The 18,705-nt window shown below is 60.1% G+C and carries 14 protein-coding genes; 8 read left to right on the top strand and 6 right to left on the bottom strand.

Annotated elements, in window-relative coordinates; translation table 11 throughout:
* Positions 1 to 58: 58 nt before the first annotated feature.
* Genes BLU01_RS13190 through BLU01_RS13180 form a run of 3 tightly spaced genes read left to right on the top strand, consistent with a single transcriptional unit; the run spans position 59 to position 1,829 of the window.
* A complete protein-coding gene (locus BLU01_RS13190) occupies positions 59 to 682 on the top strand; it encodes an FMN-binding negative transcriptional regulator (protein ID WP_092275928.1) in 624 nt (207 codons plus the stop codon).
* A gap of 9 nt (positions 683 to 691) precedes the next feature.
* Positions 692 to 1,138, top strand: a complete 447-nt coding sequence (locus BLU01_RS13185) for a GNAT family N-acetyltransferase (protein WP_092275925.1) — start codon at positions 692 to 694, stop codon at positions 1,136 to 1,138.
* 19 nt (positions 1,139 to 1,157) lie between these two features.
* Positions 1,158 to 1,829, top strand: coding sequence for a GNAT family N-acetyltransferase (locus tag BLU01_RS13180; protein WP_092275922.1), 672 nt, complete (start codon positions 1,158 to 1,160; stop codon positions 1,827 to 1,829).
* A 120-nt stretch (positions 1,830 to 1,949) separates the two neighbouring features.
* Here the strand turns inward: BLU01_RS13180 and BLU01_RS13175 are convergent, their stop codons facing one another.
* Positions 1,950 to 2,849 (bottom strand): homocysteine S-methyltransferase family protein, encoded by a 900-nt coding sequence (locus BLU01_RS13175; protein ID WP_092275919.1) that lies wholly within the window; start codon positions 2,847 to 2,849, stop codon positions 1,950 to 1,952.
* Positions 2,850 to 2,960: 111 nt separating this feature from the next.
* Here BLU01_RS13175 and BLU01_RS13170 point away from each other — a divergent pair, with 111 nt between their 5' ends.
* The 3 genes from BLU01_RS13170 to BLU01_RS13160 all read left to right on the top strand — a co-directional run bounded on the left by BLU01_RS13170 (position 2,961) and on the right by BLU01_RS13160 (position 7,196).
* Positions 2,961 to 3,782 carry an ABC transporter substrate-binding protein gene (locus BLU01_RS13170; protein ID WP_092275916.1) on the top strand — a complete coding sequence of 274 codons (822 nt, stop codon included), beginning with the start codon at positions 2,961 to 2,963 and terminating at the stop codon, positions 3,780 to 3,782.
* Positions 3,779 to 4,633 carry an amino acid ABC transporter permease gene (locus tag BLU01_RS13165; protein WP_092275913.1) on the top strand — a complete coding sequence of 285 codons (855 nt, stop codon included), beginning with the start codon at positions 3,779 to 3,781 and terminating at the stop codon, positions 4,631 to 4,633. The genes BLU01_RS13170 and BLU01_RS13165 overlap by 4 nt, the downstream gene beginning before the upstream one ends.
* A 283-nt stretch (positions 4,634 to 4,916) precedes the next feature.
* Positions 4,917 to 7,196, top strand: coding sequence for an autotransporter outer membrane beta-barrel domain-containing protein (locus BLU01_RS13160; protein WP_231987145.1), 2,280 nt, complete (start codon positions 4,917 to 4,919; stop codon positions 7,194 to 7,196).
* Between the two features lie 207 nt (positions 7,197 to 7,403).
* Here BLU01_RS13160 and oadA read toward each other — a convergent pair whose 3' ends face one another.
* Positions 7,404 to 9,212, bottom strand: a complete 1,809-nt coding sequence (gene oadA / locus BLU01_RS13155) for a sodium-extruding oxaloacetate decarboxylase subunit alpha (protein WP_092275907.1) — start codon at positions 9,210 to 9,212, stop codon at positions 7,404 to 7,406.
* Positions 9,213 to 9,223: 11 nt separating this feature from the next.
* Positions 9,224 to 10,639, bottom strand: a complete 1,416-nt coding sequence (locus BLU01_RS13150; RefSeq protein ID WP_092275904.1) for an acetyl-CoA carboxylase biotin carboxylase subunit — start codon at positions 10,637 to 10,639, stop codon at positions 9,224 to 9,226.
* Between the two features lie 190 nt (positions 10,640 to 10,829).
* Here BLU01_RS13150 and BLU01_RS13145 point away from each other — a divergent pair, with 190 nt between their 5' ends.
* Positions 10,830 to 11,792, top strand: a complete 963-nt coding sequence (locus BLU01_RS13145; protein WP_092275901.1) for a LysR family transcriptional regulator — start codon at positions 10,830 to 10,832, stop codon at positions 11,790 to 11,792.
* Here BLU01_RS13145 and BLU01_RS13140 read toward each other — a convergent pair.
* The 3 genes from BLU01_RS13140 to BLU01_RS13130 all read right to left on the bottom strand — a co-directional run bounded on the left by BLU01_RS13140 (position 11,734) and on the right by BLU01_RS13130 (position 16,132).
* On the bottom strand, positions 11,734 to 11,946 hold the full coding sequence (locus BLU01_RS13140) for a PA3496 family putative envelope integrity protein (RefSeq protein ID WP_092275898.1): 213 nt from the start codon (positions 11,944 to 11,946) through the stop codon (positions 11,734 to 11,736). The two genes, BLU01_RS13145 and BLU01_RS13140, sit on opposite strands and share 59 nt — an antisense overlap.
* A gap of 269 nt (positions 11,947 to 12,215) precedes the next feature.
* A complete protein-coding gene (gene hexR / locus BLU01_RS13135; RefSeq protein ID WP_008027445.1) occupies positions 12,216 to 13,082 on the bottom strand; it encodes a transcriptional regulator HexR in 867 nt (288 codons plus the stop codon).
* 176 nt (positions 13,083 to 13,258) lie between these two features.
* Positions 13,259 to 16,132 (bottom strand): EAL domain-containing protein, encoded by a 2,874-nt coding sequence (locus BLU01_RS13130; protein ID WP_092275895.1) that lies wholly within the window; start codon positions 16,130 to 16,132, stop codon positions 13,259 to 13,261.
* A gap of 258 nt (positions 16,133 to 16,390) precedes the next feature.
* Here BLU01_RS13130 and uvrD point away from each other — a divergent pair, with 258 nt between their 5' ends.
* A complete protein-coding gene (gene uvrD / locus BLU01_RS13125) occupies positions 16,391 to 18,574 on the top strand; it encodes a DNA helicase II (protein ID WP_092275892.1) in 2,184 nt (727 codons plus the stop codon).
* The last annotated feature ends 131 nt before the right edge of the window (positions 18,575 to 18,705 follow it).

Here is an 18,705-nt window from a genome sequence, read left to right as displayed (position 1 = left end):
GCTCTTACAACGGACCAATAGCCTGCCTAGGATGGGGCCATTCGCCAAGGGAAATCTCATGTACAACCCCAGCTCATTCGCCATCGAAGATTTGTCGGAACTGCAGCAGCAGATCCTCGGCACGCGCCTCGCCATGCTGGTCACCCACGGCGAGCAAGGCTTGCAGGCCAGCCATATCCCGTTGCTGCTGGAGGCCGCAGAAGGTGCAAATGGCACACTCTACGGGCATTTGGCCAAGGCCAATCCGCAGTGGAAAGACTTGCAGAACGGCGCCGAAGCACTGGTGATTTTTGCCGGGGCCGACGCCTACGTCAGCCCCGGTTTCTACCCGAGCAAAGCCGAGCACGGCAAAGTCGTGCCGACCTGGAACTACGTCGCCGTGCACGCTTACGGCAGCGCTGAAGTTTTCACTGACGCCGAGCGCTTGCACACGTTGGTCAGCGCGCTCACCGATCGCCACGAAGCGAATCGCGCCGACCCGTGGAAAGTCACCGACGCGCCCGCCGACTACATCGACGGCATGCTCCGCGCCATCGTCGGGTTTGCGCTGCCCATCGAGCGTCTGCAAGGCAAACGCAAACTCAGCCAGAACCGCGCGGCCGCCGACGTCGCCGGTGTGCGCGAAGGGCTGGCCGCCAGCTCCGATGCGCAGGACCAAACCCTCGCCCAATTGATGCGTTAAGGAACAACCATGAGCCTGATCGAAATCCGCCCGGTCACCGCCGACGACCACGCCGCGTGGCTGCCGTTGTGGCAAGCGTACTTGCAGTTCTACAACACGCAATTGCCCGACGCCGTCAGCCAAAACACCTGGCAGCGCTTGATCGATGCCAGCGAGCCAACCCATTCGGCGCTCGCCTGGGCCGATGGCAACGCGGTGGGCATGGTCAATTTCATCTACCATCGCTCGAACTGGAGCATCGAGAATTCCTGTTACTTGCAGGACTTGTTGGTGGCGCCGCAGAGGCGTGGCACCGGCGTCGGTCGGCAGTTGATCGAATTCGTCTACGCCACGGCCAAGGCTGATGGTTGCTGCAAGGTTCACTGGTTGACCCACGAAACCAATGCGACCGCGATCCAGCTCTACGAGCGCATCGCCGAGCGTCCCGGTTTAATCCAGTTTCGCAAAGCCCTTTAAGGTTTCAGGAGAACAACAAATGACCACTTCACTGGCGGACTGGAAAGGCGCCCCGGCGCCCACGGCGCAACTGCTCGAAGGGCGCTTCATTCGCCTGGAAAAACTCGACCCGGCGCGCCATGCCGACGGCTTGTTCCAGGCCCTGGAAGGCCCGGGTGCCGATCCGAAACTCTGGGATTACTTGCCTTACGGGCCGTTTCCAGAACGCAGCGTGTTCAACGATTGGCTGAACAACCACGCGGCCAGCAGCGACCCGTATTTCTTCGCAGTGATCGACCGTGCCAGCGGCGACGTGCAAGGCATGCTCAGCCTGATGTCGATCGTCGCGGCGCAGGGCCGCATCGAAATCGGCCACGTGACCTTTGGCGCGCCGATGCAACGTTCACCGAAAAGCACCGAGGCGGTTTATCTGCTCGCCAAGGAATCATTTGCCTTGGGTTATCGGCGTCTGGAGTGGAAGTGCAACAACGGCAATGCACGCTCCAAGTACGCGGCCGAGCGTTTGGGTTTCAGCTTCGAGGGCGTGTTCCGCCAGCACATGGTGGTGAAAGGACAGAACCGCGACACCGCGTGGTATTCGATTCTGGACTCGGAATGGCCGGTGGTTGGCGCGGCATTCGAGCAATGGCTTTCGGATGAAAACCAGACGGATTCGGGGCAGGTGAAAACCCTGGCTGAGTGCCGCGGGTAAATCTTTAATGCCTGGAAGGACGCTATCGCGAGCAAGCTCGCTCCCACATTGGATAGCGGGTGATCACAATTTTGTGGTCAACCCAAAACCCTGTGGGAGCGAGCTTGCTCGCGATGGGCTTCACACGAGTTTTTGAGCCAGCACCGCAATATGCTCCGGCCCAATCCCGCAGCAGCCGCCCAGATGGCTGGCCCCGCGTTCGCGCCAATCGGCCGCCCAATGCAAGTAACCCGGCGGGTCGAGATCGTCGCGCAATGGGTCCAAACCATCGTTGGCCGTCGCTTCTTTCGGTTGCGGCGGGAAGGCATTCGCGTACGCGCCGATATGAATCTTTACACCCAAGCGCTCGAACGTCTCACGTGCGGCATCAATCGCCGCACCGATTACTTCCGGTTGGCTGCAATTGAACAGCAACGTCTCGACGCCCAACTCCGCCGCGACTGCTGCCGCCTCGGCCACCGGTTCGCCGGAGCGCAAACGCGGGACTTCGTCGGTGTCTTCGTCCTTCAAGGTAAACGACAACCAGAACGGCTTGCCGTCCTGCGGCAAACCGGCGTGAATCGCCCGCGCCTCGACGATCGAACTCTGGGTTTCCGCCAGCCACAGATCAACGTGCGGCGCGAGTCCCTTGACCAGCGGCGAGAGCAATTCAGTCACCCGCGCCGCATCAAACAAGTCCGGACGATAAGAACCAAATAGCGGCGGCAATGAACCGGCAACGCGCACTGCTTTGCCCGAAGCGTCCACCGCGCGCCGGGCCAATTCACCGGCCAGTGCCGCCAACGCCTGACCTTCTGCGGCAAAACGTGCTTCGCCGATATGAAACGGCACCACCGCGTAACTGTTGCTGGTGATCACGTTGGCACCACTTTCGATATAAGCCGCGTGCACCGCTTCAATCGCTTGCGGCGCTTCGCTCAGCGCCAACGCCGACCACTCGGGCTGTCTGAACGGCGCCCCTCGACGTTGCAGCTCACGACCCATGCCGCCATCCAGAATCACCGTGCTTACTGCGCTCATATGCTTTTCACTCATATGCTTATGAAAATAACTCACTATCAGAGTCGTTCTTATAACTATTTAATACGCACCATTCGGTTAATAACAACCTCTTTTTTTCAGGGATCGACTGTGAAATTTCAACCGCTATTGGCCTTGGGCCTGACCATTCTGGCCGCCTCTACCCAGGCTTTCGGCGGCGCCACGCTGGACCGCGTCGAGCAAAACAAAGAGCTGGTCGGCGTGTTGATGGAAAGCTACCCACCGTTTTCATTCCTCAACGACCAGAACCAGCTCGACGGTTTTGACGTCGACGTGGCCAAAGCCGTGGCTGAGAAACTCGGGGTCAAACTGCGCCTCGAAACGCCGTCCTGGGACGTGATCGCCGCTGGCCGCTGGAGCGGTCGCTACGACATCTGCATCTGCTCGATGACCCCGAGCAAGGCGCGCGCCGAAGTCTTCGATTTCCCGGTCGAGTATTACGCCTCGCCCGCCGTGATCGTGGTCAACGCCAAGGATGAGCGCATCCACAACGCCAAGGACCTGAGCGGGAAAAAAGTCGGCCTCACCAGCGCTTCCAGCTACGAAAGCTACCTGAACAAAAACCTGGTCATCGAAGGCGCCGAAGACACGCAACTGCAGTACCCGTTCGAGGATGTGCAGATCGCGCCGTACGACACCGACAACGTCGCCTTCCAGGATCTGGGCCTCGGCGCCGGGGTGCGCCTCGACGCGATCCTCACCAATCTGGTGACCGCGCAACCACGCCTGAATCAGGACAAGCGCTTCAAACTGGCAGGCGATCCGCTGTACTCCGAGCCGAACTCAGTGGCCATCGAAAAAGGCGACGCGCAGTGGGACGGCAAGGTGCGTGAGGTCTTCGCGCAACTGAAACAGGACGGCACGTTGAGCAAGCTGTCGCAAAAATGGATCGGCGCTGACATCAGCAAATGACTTCTTTTCACCAACCTCCACAGCCGCCGCAGTTGCCACAAATACCGCAACCGGTGGCTGAGTCACGTCTGCAACGCGTGTTCGGTTTCCGCACGCGGTTGTACCTGACGTGGGCGGCGATGTTCGGATTGTTCGCCAGTTTCTTCCTGAGCTTCGACCTGAAGTTCTCGATCATTCTCGACAAACTGCCGAACCTCGTCGGCCTGCGCCTGGCGCCCAATGGCTTTCTGCAAGGCGCGGCACTGACGCTGTTTCTCTGCGTGTGCTCGATCGTCGCCTCGTCGCTGCTGGGTTTCATCACCGCGCTGGCACGCCTGTCGAAAAGCGCCGTGGCGTTCGGCATCGCCAGTTTCTACGCCTCATTCTTTCGCGGCACGCCGCTGCTGATCCAGATCCTGCTGATCTACCTCGGCCTGCCGCAACTGGGCATCGTCCCGGGCGCCATCGCCGCCGGGATCATCGCGCTGTCACTGAACTACGGCGCCTACCTCAGCGAAATCTTCCGCGCCGGCATCCTCGGCGTCCCCCACGGCCAACGCGAAGCCTCCCTGGCCCTGGGTATGCGCGAAAGCGTGATCTTCTGGCGCGTCACCCTGCCCCAAGCCATGCGCACCATCATCCCGCCGACCACCAACCAATTCATCTCGATGCTCAAAGACTCGTCGCTGATCTCGGTGATGGGGGTGTGGGAGGTGATGTTTTTGGCGCAGTCGTATGGTCGGTCGAGCTATCGCTATATCGAAATGCTCACCACGGCGGCGATCATTTACTGGGTGATGTCGATTGGGCTTGAACTGATCCAGGCGCGGATGGAGCGGCATTATGGGAAGGCGTATTTGGGGCGGGGTTGAGAATTGCGGCAACCCTGGGATGGATTGGGCGTTTGAAGTTGAGTTTTCAACATTTCGCCAACGGAAGCGTCTGCGATGGTTGTAGGGAAAAGCGTCTGATCAGTGGGTGAAATGCTCAGCAGCCGAAGTCCGCAATGGATTCGGCTACAGGCGCCGTCGCCGTGCCTTTCGAGGCGTCAGGAGTTGGCTGACAGACTCAAAACGGATCGACTTTTACAGTTTGGCCTCACCCCAAAAGAGGCTGAACCCGATGTCCATCAGGCACACTTTTCGACCGCATTGCATGGCCCTGGCGATCTCTATCGCGCTGGGCCATGCCGGTTCTGCGCATGCTCAAGAACCCGCTCCTTCATTGCCATTGCCGGCGGCGCATCTGACGTCGATCGAAACATTTATCAACCGTCCGGAAACATTTAAAACAGAAGTCACAGCTAGAGCCTCTGGCCCTGACGGTATTGCATTGAAACTGGGCGATGACGACGATCTGGTGATGGTCAGCCGTCGCGGCCGCTTTAACGGAATCGTTGATGGCGGCGGCGGCCTCAACATTTTGCAACTTGATACGCTCAATGGTGGCGCATTGGGAGAGAGCAAGAATTTCAACCAACTGTTCATCAAACGAGGTTTTTGGACACGAACGGGAGAAAACGATTTCCATGAAGGCGCGATGGTCGCCGACAAGGCAACGTTGACCAACCTGGGACGTATCGGCGGGCAGGTATCGGTTGAGAAAGGCGCGACCTTTCGCGGCAAAGGCTCGGTCCACCACTTGCAGGTTGCGGGTCGGCTGGAAGTGAATGCGTTGCACGGAGCGCCGCATGTGCGGGGCAATCTGGAGCTGCAAGACACGGCAGAGTTGGCTTATGAGGTGAACGCCGATGGCCATAGCCAAACTATTCAGGTCGATGGTGGCGCTCAACTTGGAAACGCCACGCTGAAGGTTGTCGCCGTGACGGGTGAATATCCATTAAGCAGCCAATACGTAGTGATGACGGCGAATAAGGTCGACGGCGTGTTCGGCAAGTTGATTAGTGATCTGGCCTTCTTCACACCTGCTGCGACTTACGACGCAAAGAGTGTCGGCCTGACGTTCACCCGCAATGATGTGCCTTTAGAGAAACTCGCTTTCGACGAGAACGGACGCGCGCTTGGTAAAAGTGTCAGTGAGGAGCAAGTTTCCCCGCCTCCTGAGACAACAACCGAGGCGACTAATGAAACGCCTATCCACGTGCCTTCTACCCCCGCCTCCGAGACATCGCTCGTAGAGTCAACGTTACCCCCGATGCCGGAGCCGCTTGAAGTCGCTTCGACGCCAAAGCTGGTCATCGAAATGCCGGATCCCGCGTCTGCTGAAGCTTCCGTCTCCGAGACGGACTTATCTGCGCCAATACAGAACGTGGTGGAAGCACCTGAAACTTCTATTGCCCAAGTGATTGAGCCTCCCCCTCCAGAAGCAGCAATCCTCCAGGGATCATCCCCAGCCACCCAACCTGCTGCAGCGCCGGCAAAACCTGACTTGCCAACCAACGCCGCAATCGCCGCCCTGCTCGGTTCCGACAAAGCCACCGCTGCCATTGCCATCGAGCAATTAGCTGCGGGCATCAATGCCAATCTGGCGAACGCCACCCTGCGCAGTATCGATCCGGTGAACGCCAGCATGCTCTCCGCCATGCGGCAGATGGATCGTGGCAATTTCAATGCGCAAAACTCGGCGCCGAGTCTGGCGGCGGGCGACGATGCGGATGGCAGAGTGTGGTTTCAGGCGCTCGGCAATGGCGGCACGGTGGATCGCGGGCATGTCAGCAGCGCGCTGCAACACTCCACCAAAGGTTTGGTACTGGGCGCCGATTGGGCGCTGGATGAGCAATGGAGCCTCGGTGTCATCGGTGCGAAATCGCAGACGCGACTGGACGGTAGCCGGCTGGACGGCGACCTCGACAGTTGGCACCTCGGCGCCTATGCGCTGCGTCAAAGTGGGCCGTTGGCGATACGTCTGGGGGCAAGTCATGGCAAGCATGCGGGCAGCACCAAACGCCAGATCGCGTTCAATGGTTTCAGCGATCGTCCGAAGGGTCGCTACGACGCTAACACTCAACAGGCATTCGCCGAGTTCGGTTACAACCTCGGTAACGGCATGATCAGCGCCGAGCCCTTCGCCAATTTCGGTTACCAGCGCTACCACCGCGACAGCTACACCGAAAAGGGTGGCGCGGCGAAGCTGCAAGTTCACGGGCAAACCCGCGACAATTTCAGCAACACTTTCGGCCTGCGCCTGGCGCAGCTCAATACGCTGGATAACGGTATGCAAGTCACGCCGCGCTTCAGCGCTGGCTGGAAACACACCTACGGCGATGTCGACAGCAAAACCCGGCAACGACTGGTCACCGGCGGCAAGACTTACACCGTTGAAGGCGCGGCGCTGGACCGTGACAGCCTGATGCTCGATGCCGGACTGGACCTCGCCGTTTCGCCCCGGCATACGCTCGGCGTGGGCTACAACGCAGAGCTGGGCAACGACAGCCGCAGCCACGGCGTGATGGGCCAGTGGCGAATGGCGTTCTGATCAACAATCAATGACACACCAAAAACCCTGTAGGAGTGAGCCTGCTCGCGATGGCGGCAGATCAGTCGATATCAAAACTGACTGACACAGCGCTTTCGCGGGCAAGCCTCGCTCCTACAAGGGATCGTTGTGAGCCCAATATTCAGGCAAAAAAAAGGGGAGCACATGCCCCCCCGAGGTTTAAAGCGGTGTATCGCGGCTGTTATCTCAGCCTTCGATCTCGATCAGGATTTCACCCGGATTGACCCGGTCGCCCTTGGCCACATGAATGGCGGTGACCTTGCCGGCGATGGCAGCCTGGACTTCGGTTTCCATTTTCATCGCTTCGGTGATGAGTACCGATTGCCCGGCTTTCACCGAGTCGCCTTCCTTGACCAGCACATCGACGATGTTGCCCGGCATGGTGGTGCTGACGTGGCCCGGCGCGGTGGCTTGCTTGCGTTTGCTGCTGCCGCCGCTGACGAATTCGTTGAGCGGTTCGAACACCACTTCTTCCGGCATGCCGTCGATGGACAGGTAGAAGTGACGTTTGCCTTCAGCCTTGACGCCGACACCGGTGATGTCGACGCGGTAGGTTTCGCCGTGGACGTCAATGACGAACTCGGTCGGCACGCCTTCGCCACTGGCCGAGGTGACGCTGCCGGCTTCAGGAATCGGCAGCAGCACTTCCGGTGTCAGGGTGCCGGCGTTGCGTTCTTCGAGGAACTTGCGGCCGATGTCCGGGAACATCGCATAGGTCAGCACGTCCTCTTCGGACTTGGCGACGGCGCCGATTTCGCCACGCAGCTTGGTCATTTCCGGTTTCAGCAGATCAGCCGGACGCACGTCGATCACGTCTTCGCTACCGATTGCCTGACGACGCAGTTTCTCGTTCACCGTGCCCGGCGCCTTGCCGTAGCCGCCCTGCAGGTAAAGCTTCACTTCGTTGGTAATAGTTTTGTAGCGCTCGCCGGCCAGCACGTTGAAGAACGCCTGGGTGCCGACGATTTGCGAGGTCGGGGTCACCAGCGGCGGGAAGCCGAGGTCTTCACGAACGCGCGGGATTTCTGCCAGCACTTCGGCCATGCGGTTCAGGGCGCCCTGCTCTTTCAACTGGTTGGCCAGGTTGGAAATCATCCCGCCCGGTACCTGGTTGACTTGAACCCGGGTATCGACCGCGGTGAACTCGCTTTCGAACTGGTGGTATTTCTTGCGCACGGCGTAGAAGTACAGACCGATATCTTGCAGCAGTTCGAGGTTCAGGCCGGTATCGAACTCGCTGCCCTTGAGGGCCGCAACCATCGATTCGGTGCCAGGGTGGCTGGTGCCCGAAGCGAAACTGGAGATCGCGGTATCGATGTGATCGGCGCCGTTTTCAATCGCTTTGAGTTGGCACATGGTCGCCAGGCCAGCGGTGTCGTGCGAGTGAATGAACACCGGCAACGACTGCTCGGATTTCAATGCCTTGACCAGTTCGCCAGTGGCGTACGGCGTCAGCAGGCCGGCCATGTCCTTGATCGCCACGGAGTCGCAACCCATGGCTTCCATTTGCTTGGCTTGCGCGACAAACGCGTCAATCGTGTGCACCGGGCTGGTGGTGTAGGCGATGGTGCCTTGGGCATGTTTGCCCGCCGCTTTCACTGCTTCGATGGCCACGCGCAGGTTACGCACGTCGTTCATTGCGTCGAAGATGCGGAACACGTCGATGCCGTTGACCGCGGCTTTGGCCACGAAGGCTTTGACCACATCGTCGCTGTAGTGGCGATAACCCAGCAGGTTCTGCCCCCGCAGGAGCATTTGCAGGCGTGTGTTAGGCAACGCCGCGCGCAGTTGGCGCAGACGCTCCCACGGGTCTTCTTTGAGAAAACGAACACAGGCATCAAACGTCGCGCCGCCCCAGCATTCCAGCGACCAGTAGCCGACTTTGTCGAGCTTGTCGCAGATCGGCAGCATGTCTTCGGTGCGCATGCGGGTGGCGAGCAGCGATTGGTGGGCGTCGCGCAGGATTGTGTCGGTTACATGGATTTTCTTGGACATTTTGTTATTCCTCACAGGCCTGCGTGGGCGGCGATGGCGGCGGCGATGGCCAGGGCCAGCTCTTCGGGTTTGCGCTTGATCGAGTAGTTGGTCAGTTCAGGGTGGGCTTCAACGAAGCTGGTATTGAACTGGCCGCTACGGAATTCCGGGTTGCGCAGGATTTCCTGGTAATACGCGGCGGTGGTCTTGACCCCTTGCAGACGCATGTCGTCGAGGGCGCGCAAGCCACGGTCCATGGCCTCTTCCCAGGTCAACGCCCACACCACCAGTTTCAGGCACATGGAGTCGTAGAACGGCGGAATGGTGTAGCCGGTATAGATCGCCGTGTCGGTGCGCACGCCGGGACCGCCGGGCGCGTAATAACGGGTGATCTTGCCAAAGCTCGGCAGGAAGTTGTTCTTCGGGTCTTCGGCGTTGATGCGAAATTGCAGCGCGAAACCGCGGTGCTGGATGTCTTCCTGTTTCACCGAAAGCGGCAGGCCGGAGGCGATGCGAATCTGCTCACGGACGATGTCGATGCCGGTGATTTCTTCGGTGATGGTGTGTTCCACCTGCACCCGCGTGTTCATCTCCATGAAGTACACCTCGCCCTCGGCGAGCAGGAACTCCACGGTGCCGGCGTTCTCGTAGCCCACGGCTTTGGCCGCGCGCACCGACAGGTCGCCGATGTAGGCGCGCTGTTCCGGGGTCAGTTGCGGGCTCGGGGCAATCTCGATGAGCTTCTGGTTGCGGCGCTGGATCGAGCAGTCGCGCTCGAACAAGTGCACGACATTGCCGAAGCTGTCACCGAGGATCTGCGCTTCGATGTGCTTGGGATTGACGATGCATTTTTCCAGGAACACTTCCGCCGAACCAAATGCCTTGGTCGCTTCGGAAATCACCCGTGGGAAGGCTTGTTCGAGTTCTTCACGGCTGTTGCAGCGACGAATGCCGCGACCGCCACCACCAGAAGTGGCCTTGAGCATCACCGGGTAACCGATGCGATCGCCTTCGGTCAGCGCTTCGGCGATGTCGGCGACGTTGCCTTCGGTGCCGGGAGTGACCGGTACGCCAGCCTTGATCATGCTGCGGCGCGCTTCGGTCTTGTCGCCCATGCGGCGAATCACTTCGGCCGATGGACCAATGAATTTGATCCCGCGTTCAGCGCAGATGTCCGCGAGTTCGGCGTTTTCCGAGAGGAAACCGTAACCGGGATGCAGCGCATCGCAACCGGTTTCCACCGCCAGATTGACCAACTTGCGCGGGTTCAGATAACCGGCCAGTGGGTCGGCACCGATGCTGTGGGCTTCGTCCGCACGTTTTACATGCAAGGCATGGCGGTCGGCGTCGGAATAGACCGCGACCGAGCGAATGCCCATTTCGGCGCAGGCACGCACGATTCGTACGGCAATCTCACCACGGTTGGCGATCAGGATCTTTGTTATCACTTGGAGTTTCCCTTGAGCCGGTGGTACCCACGACCTGCTAGACCAGGTCGGCGCGTGACTAAATGTTTCAATTTAGTCGCAGCCCCACACTAGCCCTCGCGAGGGATTAACAAAAATGATTAATAATTGGGTCAGCCATAAGTAAAGACTTATAGTTGCCCGATCAGCCGCTGGTGAGAGTATTTATAAGATGCGTAAGTCATTGATGCGTATGACATTGCGTCAATTGCAGATCTTCAATGAGGTCTGTGATTTGCGCTCTTACAGCCGCGCGGCGGATGAAATGTCGCTGACACAACCTGCCGTCAGCCTGCAGATTCGTCAACTTGAGGAGCTGATCGGCCAACCTTTGTTCGATTACGTCGGCAAAAAGCTCTACATGACCGAGGCGGCTGAAGCGCTTCAGCGCGCCAGTCGGGATATTTTCGGACGCCTGGAAAACCTGGATATGCAGTTGTCGGACATGCAGGGTTCGCTGCAAGGGCAACTGAAACTGGCGGTGGAATCCAGCGCCAAATACTTCGTGCCGCACCTGTTTGCCGCGTTCAAACGCCAGCATCCCGAGGTGAATCTGCACCTGACCGTGGTCAACCGTGGCCAAGTGATTCGACGGCTGTCGGACAACCGCGATGACTTGGTGATCATGTCGATGGTCCCGCAGGACATGGGCCTGGAATTCCTGCCTTTTTTGAACAACCCGATTGTCGCCGTGGCGCCGCCGGATCATCCGCTGTGCCACATGGGCCCGCTGCGTTTGCAGGATCTGGAACCGTACACGCTGCTGATGCGCGAGCCGGGCTCCGGGACGCGAATGGCCTGCGAAGAGTATTTCAAAGAGAAACGCGTGCACTTCACCCAGACTCAGGAAGTCGCCTCGGCCGAGGCTCAGCGTGAATGCGTGTCGGCGGGTCTGGGCCTGGCGCTGTTGACGCGCCACGCCCTGAACCTTGAGTTGGCGACCGGCGCACTGATCGAGTTGCCGGTCGACGAGCTGCCGCTGTATCGCAGCTGGTGCCTGGTGCAGGCCAAAGCCAAACGCCTGTCACCGGTAGCGCACGCCTTCCTGGCGTTTATCCGCAGCGAGCGGGTGCAAATCAGCGCGTTGGTTGAGCGCTTCGACGGGAAGTTGCCGGTGCTGCCTGCCAGTAGTTGAGTTCGAGCTCGTCAGGGTAATCGCCAATCTCGGCCAGCAGCTGGCGGCGTTCGCAGCGATCTTCGATGGCACGACGAAACTCCATGCGGCGCTGGTCTTCCTGCTGACGACGGGTTTTCAGGGCGCTGTTGCGTTCTTCGTAGGGCTGGGCCATTTCGGTTCTCCCAAGGCGATTACGGGAGTTACACGATGAGCGTCGCGGATGACGATTTGGCGGCGGGTTGATTACAGACAGATGAAAATTTGTGCGGTGGCAAATCGCATTGTGGCGAGGGGGCTCGCCCCCGTTCGGCTGCGCAGCAGTCGCAAAATTTCTGGGACGCTCCACGACCCAACGGGGGCAAGCCCCCTCGCCACAACAACTCGGTCAAATGTGGGAGCGAGCTTGCTCGCGAATAAGGTCGGAACGACCTTGCGACGACGTCAGTCGTCCAGCGCTTTCACTGATTTAGGCGACAACCGCAAGCTGCGCAGGCTGCGCTTGACGCTCTTGAGGTGGTTGACCAGGCTCGGCCCGCGCGCCATCGCTACGCCCATCGCCAACACGTCGATCACCACCAGATGGGCGATGCGTGAGGTCAGCGGTGTGTAGATTTCAGTGTCTTCGTGCACATCGATCGCCAAATTGACGGTCGACAGCTCGGCCAACGGCGTCTGACTCGGGCACAAGGTGATCAGCGAGGCGCCGCTTTCGCGCACCAGATTCGCCGTGATCAACAAATCCTTGGAGCGGCCGGACTGGGAAATACAGATCGCCACATCGGTCGGCTTCAACGTCACCGCCGACATCGCCTGCATGTGCGGATCGGAATAAGCCGCTGCCGTCAGCAGCAACCGGAAGAACTTGTGCTGCGCGTCTGCCGCGACCGCGCCCGAGGCGCCAAAGCCATAAAACTCGACCCGCTGCGCTTGCGACATCAGCGACACCGCGCGCTGCAATTCCACCGGATCGAGCTTCTCGCGAACCTCCATCAACGTGTGCAACGTGGTGTCGAAGATTTTCAGGCTGTAGTCAGCGACCGAATCGTCTTCATGAATCGCGAACTGCCCGAAGCTCGCACCGGCGGCCAGACTCTGCGCCAGTTTCAGTTTCAGATCCTGGAAACCGGAACAGCCGATCGCGCGGCAAAAGCGCACGATGGTCGGCTCGCTGATGCCCACGCTGTGGGCCAGGTCGGCCATGGAACTGTGCATCACCGCCGCAGGATCAAGCAGCACATGATCGGCGACCTTGAGCTCCGACTTGCGTAACAGGTGGCGGGACTGGGCGATATGTTGCAGCAGATTCAAGGGGCTGGACTCTTTGTTATTGGCAGGCGCCGGGGATGTAGCAAGCTTGTAGTTATACTACATGAATCGGCTTTTTGCCTGCCCAATGCGTAACTCGATGTCCCGATTCCACGCCTCATGCGCTCCATGTAGCACCTTTGCACCTTTGTAGCAGCTGCCGAAGGCTGCGTCGGCTGCTACAAAGGATTGGCGTCTTTTCGCAGCAGCTCAGCGAGATCAGCGGCTTCCACCGGACGACTGATCAAATAACCCTGCACTTCATCGCAGCGCTCGGCCTCCAGGAACGCCAACTGCTCCGCGCGCTCAACGCCTTCCGCCACGACTTTCAGCGACAAGCCGTGCGCCATCGCAATGATCGCCCGAGTGATCGCCGCGTCCTCGCTGCCCTCCCCGAGCCCACGAATAAACGCCTGATCGATCTTCACGTAATCCACCGGAATGCGCTTGAGGTAGCTCAGCGACGAATAACCCGTACCAAAATCGTCGATCGCCAGTTTCACGCCCAGGTCGCGCAACTGCTGGAAGGTCGCGATGATGTGCTCGACGCTGTCGAGCAGTTGGCTCTCGGTCAGTTCCAGCTCCAGGTGGTGCGGGGCCAATCCGGTCTCTTCCAGCACCTGACGCACGAGGCTGACCAGTTTGCCCTGACGTAATTGATGCACAGACAAATTCACCGACACCCGAATCGGCGGCAGCCCCTGACGCTGCCATTCACAGGCTTGCCAGCAGGCTTGGCGCAACACGAACTCGCCGATCGGGCCAATCAGCCCGGTCTCTTCGGCCAGCCCAATGAATTCATTGGGCGGCACGTGGCCCATGGTCGGATGCTCCCAGCGCACCAAGGCTTCGGCAGCGTTCAAGCGGCCCGTGGCGAGGCACAGCTTCGGTTGATAAAACACTTTGAGCTGCTTTTCTTCGATGGCTTTGCGCAGGTGGTTTTCCAGTTGCAGGCGTTCCAGCGTGCTCGCTTGCAGGCTCTCGGTGTAGAACTGGAAATTGTTCCCGCCCAAGTGTTTGGCATGCTGCATGGCCATGTTCGACTGGCTGACCAGCGCGGAAATCTCTCGCGCATTGTCCGGCAACATACTGATGCCCATCGACGCACTGACCACCAACTCATGCCCGTCGACCGTCACCGGTAAACGCAGCTTGGCCGACAACCGGGTGGCCACGCGGGCCAGGCTCGACAGGTTGCCGTAGGCGTCGAACAGCACCGCAAACTCATCGCCGGACAGCCGCGCAATGGTGTCGGCCTCGGGCAACGCATTGATCAGCCGCCGGGCCATTTTCTGCAGCAGTTGATCGGCGATTTCATGGCCGAGGCTGTCGTTGAGCAGCTTGAAACGATCGAGGTTGATATGCAGCAACGCCAAACTGCGGCGACCGCCCTGACGTACCCGCTGATGAGCCTCGCCCAATCGCTCGCGGAATAGCGAACGGTTGGCCAGCCCCGTCAATTCGTCGTAATGAGTGAGGAATCGCATGCGCTCTTCGGATTCGCGTCGCGCCGACAGATCGGCGAAGAAGCCGACAATATGACTGACCTTTCCGCGACTATCGCGCACCGCGTTCAATTGCAGCCATTGCGGATAGAGCTCGCCATTCTTGCGCGTTTCCACCAGTTCGCCCTGCCAACTGCCGTGTTGCTCCAGCGCTTGGTGGATAACGTTGTAGTGGCGCCGGGCGTCGCGGCTGCACGGCAAATCGACCACGTTGTGGCCGAGCATGTCGCCGATGTCGTAGCCGGTAACGCGGCTGAACGCCTGGTTGATGGCGATCAGCGTGTAATGCGGATCAAGGATGACGATGCCTTCGCTGGCGGCTTCGAACACGGTGGCCGCGAGTTGCCGCTGTTCTTCCAGGCCTTTGCTGGCGCTGATGTCGCGGCGCGTGCCGACCATGCGGATCACCCGCCCGCTGTCACTGCGCTCGACTGCGCGGCCACGGTCCTCGATCCAGACCCAATGGCCGTCGCCATGGCGCACGCGGTATTCGATCTGGTAATCCTCGCTGCGGCCCTTCAAGTGCTCGACCAGCGCGCGTTTGAGCGCCGGCACGTCGTCGGGGTGCAGCCGCGGGCGCAGGTGGCTGAGCATCGCGGTGACGTATTCCGGCGCGAGGCCGAACAGCTCCTGAATCTGCGTGTGATGGACCTCGTCGGTTTGCAGGTTCCAGTCCCACAAGCCCAGTTCGCTGGCCTTCAGCGCCAACGCCAGACGCGCTTCACTTTTGCCCAGGGCCTGAGTGGCGGCGCTGAGTTCCTGGCTGCGTTCGGCCACGCGGTTTTCCAGTTCGACCTGGGCTTCGCGCAGCTCTTCTTCGGCGCTGCGGCGCTGATCGATTTCGCTGGCGAGTTCGTAATTGAGCTGATCGCTCTGCGCCTGTGCCTGCTGCAGATGTTCGATCAACGCCTGATTCTGGAAGCGCCGCAACAAACCACGATCAATCAGCCGATTGACCTGCCACGCGACCACGCTCAACGCGCCCAGCAGGATCAGCCCGAACCAGCCCCAACCTTGCTGCTGCTCATCGCCGCCCCAAAACATGTAGGCAATCGCCGGCAACAGACAGGGCAAGGTGAACGAGAGGAACGCCGGCAGGCTGACCGCATACGCGACGCTGGCCGAAAGTGCGGCGGCGCCGATCAGGCCGAATACCCAGGCTTGCTGAATGAAAGTGTCGGCGGGGACCAGGGCAATGCCGGCGCCCGCGAGGGTCAGCCCGGTCATGGCCGAGCCGAGCAAAAACATGCGAATCCAGATCGGGTGAGCCTGGCGATTGGGAATCGCCGAATCGAAGGCCGCCACTTGAATCACCCGCAGCGCCACCAGCGACAACAACCAGATCAGCCAGACGCTGACCAGAAAGTAGCGTTGCGGGCTCCACAGCAGCCCGGCGCACACCAGACCGTTGATCAGCATGAACAGCGTCGGCAACAGCGAGCCCTGGTACAGCAGGCGCGTACGCTCGACGGCCATTTGCATGGCGTACTGTTTGCGGATAACCCGCGGCTCCACTGAAGGGCCCGCCAGGTCGGAACTGAGGGTCATAGGCAATTTTCTTGTTCTTATAATGAGCGTGGTGAGCCCGAATCGTGCACGGAGCATACACAAGCAGCGCCGTTGACCAAACTGCCCAAAGTCAGAAAACAGACAAAAGTATCAGCGCCTGACAGACGCCCAAAAGCGCTCAAGCGAGCCCCGCCGCCGCTTGCAGGCAGTGACCGACCGGTCGTCCTGCATGGATCTTTCATCGGCTAAATCAAAGCGGGGTTTGCCCGGTGTGACGCCGCCCCCTAGAATGCCCCGATGCGCGATGATCTCTCCCTTCTGCTGAACTCCCTCAACGATGCCCAACGTCAGGCCGTAGCTGCCGCCGTGGGTCGTCAGTTGGTCCTGGCCGGTGCTGGTTCCGGTAAAACCCGAGTGCTGGTGCACCGTATCGCCTGGTTGATCCAGGTCGAAAACGCCTCGCCCCACTCCATCCTGTCGGTGACCTTTACCAACAAGGCCGCTGCCGAGATGCGTCATCGCATCGAGCAGCTGATGGGTATCAACCCGGCCGGCATGTGGGTCGGCACCTTCCACGGCCTGGCGCACCGCTTGCTGCGGGCGCACTGGCAGGAAGCCAAGCTGAGCCAGACCTTCCAGATTCTCGACAGCGACGACCAGCAACGTCTGGTCAAACGGGTGATCCGCGAGTTGGGCCTGGACGAGCAACGCTGGCCGGCCCGGCAGGCTCAGTGGTTCATCAACGGGCAGAAAGACGAAGGTCTGCGCCCGCACCACATTCAGGCCAGCGGCGATTTGTTCCTCGCGACCATGCGCAGCATTTACGAAGCCTACGAGGCCGCGTGCCTGCGCGCCGGCGTCATCGACTTCTCCGAACTGCTGCTGCGCGCCCTCGACCTGTGGCGCGATAACCCAGGCTTGCTCGAGCATTATCAGAAGCGCTTCCGGCACATTCTGGTGGACGAGTTCCAGGACACCAACGCCGTGCAGTACGCCTGGTTGCGCCTGCTGGCCAAGGGCGGCGACAGCCTGATGGTGGTCGGCGACGACGACCAGTCGATCTACGGCTGGCGCGGGGCGAAAATCGAGAACATCTATCAGTATTCCGATGACTTCCCGGACGCTGAAACCATCCGTCTGGAACAGAATTACCGCTCCACCGCCGGCATCCTCAAGGCTGCCAACGCGCTGATCGCCAACAATACCGGGCGCATGGGCAAAGAGCTGTGGACCGATGGCGGCGAAGGCGAGGCGATCAACCTGTACGCCGCGTTCAACGAGCACGACGAAGCACGCTATGTGGTGGAAACCATCGAAAGCGCGCTGAAAACCGGCTTGGCGCGCAGCGATATCGCGATTTTGTACCGCTCCAACGCCCAATCGCGCGTTCTTGAAGAAGCTTTGCTGCGCGAGCGCATTCCGTATCGCATCTATGGCGGCCAGCGCTTCTTCGAACGTGCGGAAATCAAGAACGCCATGGCCTACCTGCGTTTGCTTGAAGGTCGTGGCAACGATGCCGCGCTGGAACGGGTGATCAACGTTCCGGCCCGTGGCATCGGCGAGAAAACTGTCGAAGCGATCCGCGATCACGCCCGCCACAGCGATGTGTCGATGTGGGAAGCCATGCGCCTGCTCGTGGCCAATAAAGGCCTGACCGGGCGTGCTGCCGGCGCGCTCGGCGGGTTTATCGAGCTGATCGAAAACCTCGCCGCCAAGTGCATGGAAATGCCCCTGCACCTGATGACCCAGACCGTCATCGAGCAGTCGGGGCTGATTGCCTATCACGAAGCGGAAAAAGGCGAGAAAGGCCAGGCACGGGTAGAAAACCTTGAGGAACTGGTCAGCGCCGCGCGCGCGTTCGAGAACGCCGAGGACGAGGAAGACCTGACGCCACTGGCGGCGTTCCTCGGGCATGCGTCGCTGGAGGCCGGGGACACTCAGGCCGACGAGCATGAAGACAGCATTCAGTTGATGACGTTGCACAGCGCCAAAGGCCTGGAATTCCCTTACGTGTTCCTCGTCGGCATGGAAGAAGGCCTGTTCCCGCACAAGATGAGCCTGGAAGAACCCGGCCGTCTCGAAGAGGAACGGCGTCTGGCCTACGTGGGGATTACGCGGGCAATGCAGAATCTGGTGATGACTTACGCTGAAACCCGACGCCTGTACGGCAGCGAAACCTACAACAAGGTGTCGCGTTTCGTACGTGAAGTGCCGAAGGGTCTGATCCAGGAAGTGCGCCTGTCCAACAGCGTCAGCCGTCCATTCGGCGGTGGTCAGCAGCAGAGCTCGAGCAGCCTGTTCGGCGGCAGCGAGATTCCCGATACCGGTTTCAGCCTCGGCCAAGCGGTGCGCCATTCGGTGTTCGGCGACGGCGTGATCCTCAACTTCGAAGGCGCAGGCGCGCAAGCGCGGGTGCAGGTCAACTTCGCTGAAGGCAGCAAGTGGCTGATGCTCGGTTACGCCAAGCTCGAAGCGATCTAAACCTGGCGAGGCTTTTCTGTGGGAGCGAGCTTGCTCGCGAAAGGGGCGCCGCGGTTTGTCTACGGATAAACCGAGGTGCGGCCATCGCGAGCAAGCTCGCTCGCACAGGGTTCACATTTCCTACAACGCAT

This window comes from Pseudomonas prosekii, assembly GCF_900105155.1.
Lineage (GTDB): Bacteria > Pseudomonadota > Gammaproteobacteria > Pseudomonadales > Pseudomonadaceae > Aquipseudomonas > Aquipseudomonas prosekii.
This window is presented reverse-complemented; position numbering and strand designations above follow the sequence as displayed.

What these genes read in the sequence shown, in the direction of transcription:
- BLU01_RS13190 (WP_092275928.1), top strand. Translation starts at nt 59, where the DNA reads ATGTACAACCCCAGCTCATTCGCCATCGAAGATTTGTCGGAACTGCAG.
- BLU01_RS13185 (WP_092275925.1), top strand. Translation starts at nt 692, where the DNA reads ATGAGCCTGATCGAAATCCGCCCGGTCACCGCCGACGACCACGCCGCG.
- BLU01_RS13180 (WP_092275922.1), top strand. Translation starts at nt 1,158, where the DNA reads ATGACCACTTCACTGGCGGACTGGAAAGGCGCCCCGGCGCCCACGGCG.
- BLU01_RS13175 (WP_092275919.1), bottom strand. Translation starts at nt 2,849, where the DNA reads ATGAGCGCAGTAAGCACGGTGATTCTGGATGGCGGCATGGGTCGTGAG.
- BLU01_RS13165 (WP_092275913.1), top strand. Translation starts at nt 3,779, where the DNA reads ATGACTTCTTTTCACCAACCTCCACAGCCGCCGCAGTTGCCACAAATA.
- BLU01_RS13160 (WP_231987145.1), top strand. Translation starts at nt 4,917, where the DNA reads ATGGCCCTGGCGATCTCTATCGCGCTGGGCCATGCCGGTTCTGCGCAT.
- oadA (WP_092275907.1), bottom strand. Translation starts at nt 9,212, where the DNA reads ATGTCCAAGAAAATCCATGTAACCGACACAATCCTGCGCGACGCCCAC.
- BLU01_RS13145 (WP_092275901.1), top strand. Translation starts at nt 10,830, where the DNA reads ATGCGTAAGTCATTGATGCGTATGACATTGCGTCAATTGCAGATCTTC.
- BLU01_RS13140 (WP_092275898.1), bottom strand. Translation starts at nt 11,946, where the DNA reads ATGGCCCAGCCCTACGAAGAACGCAACAGCGCCCTGAAAACCCGTCGT.
- BLU01_RS13130 (WP_092275895.1), bottom strand. Translation starts at nt 16,132, where the DNA reads ATGACCCTCAGTTCCGACCTGGCGGGCCCTTCAGTGGAGCCGCGGGTT.
- uvrD (WP_092275892.1), top strand. Translation starts at nt 16,391, where the DNA reads ATGCGCGATGATCTCTCCCTTCTGCTGAACTCCCTCAACGATGCCCAA.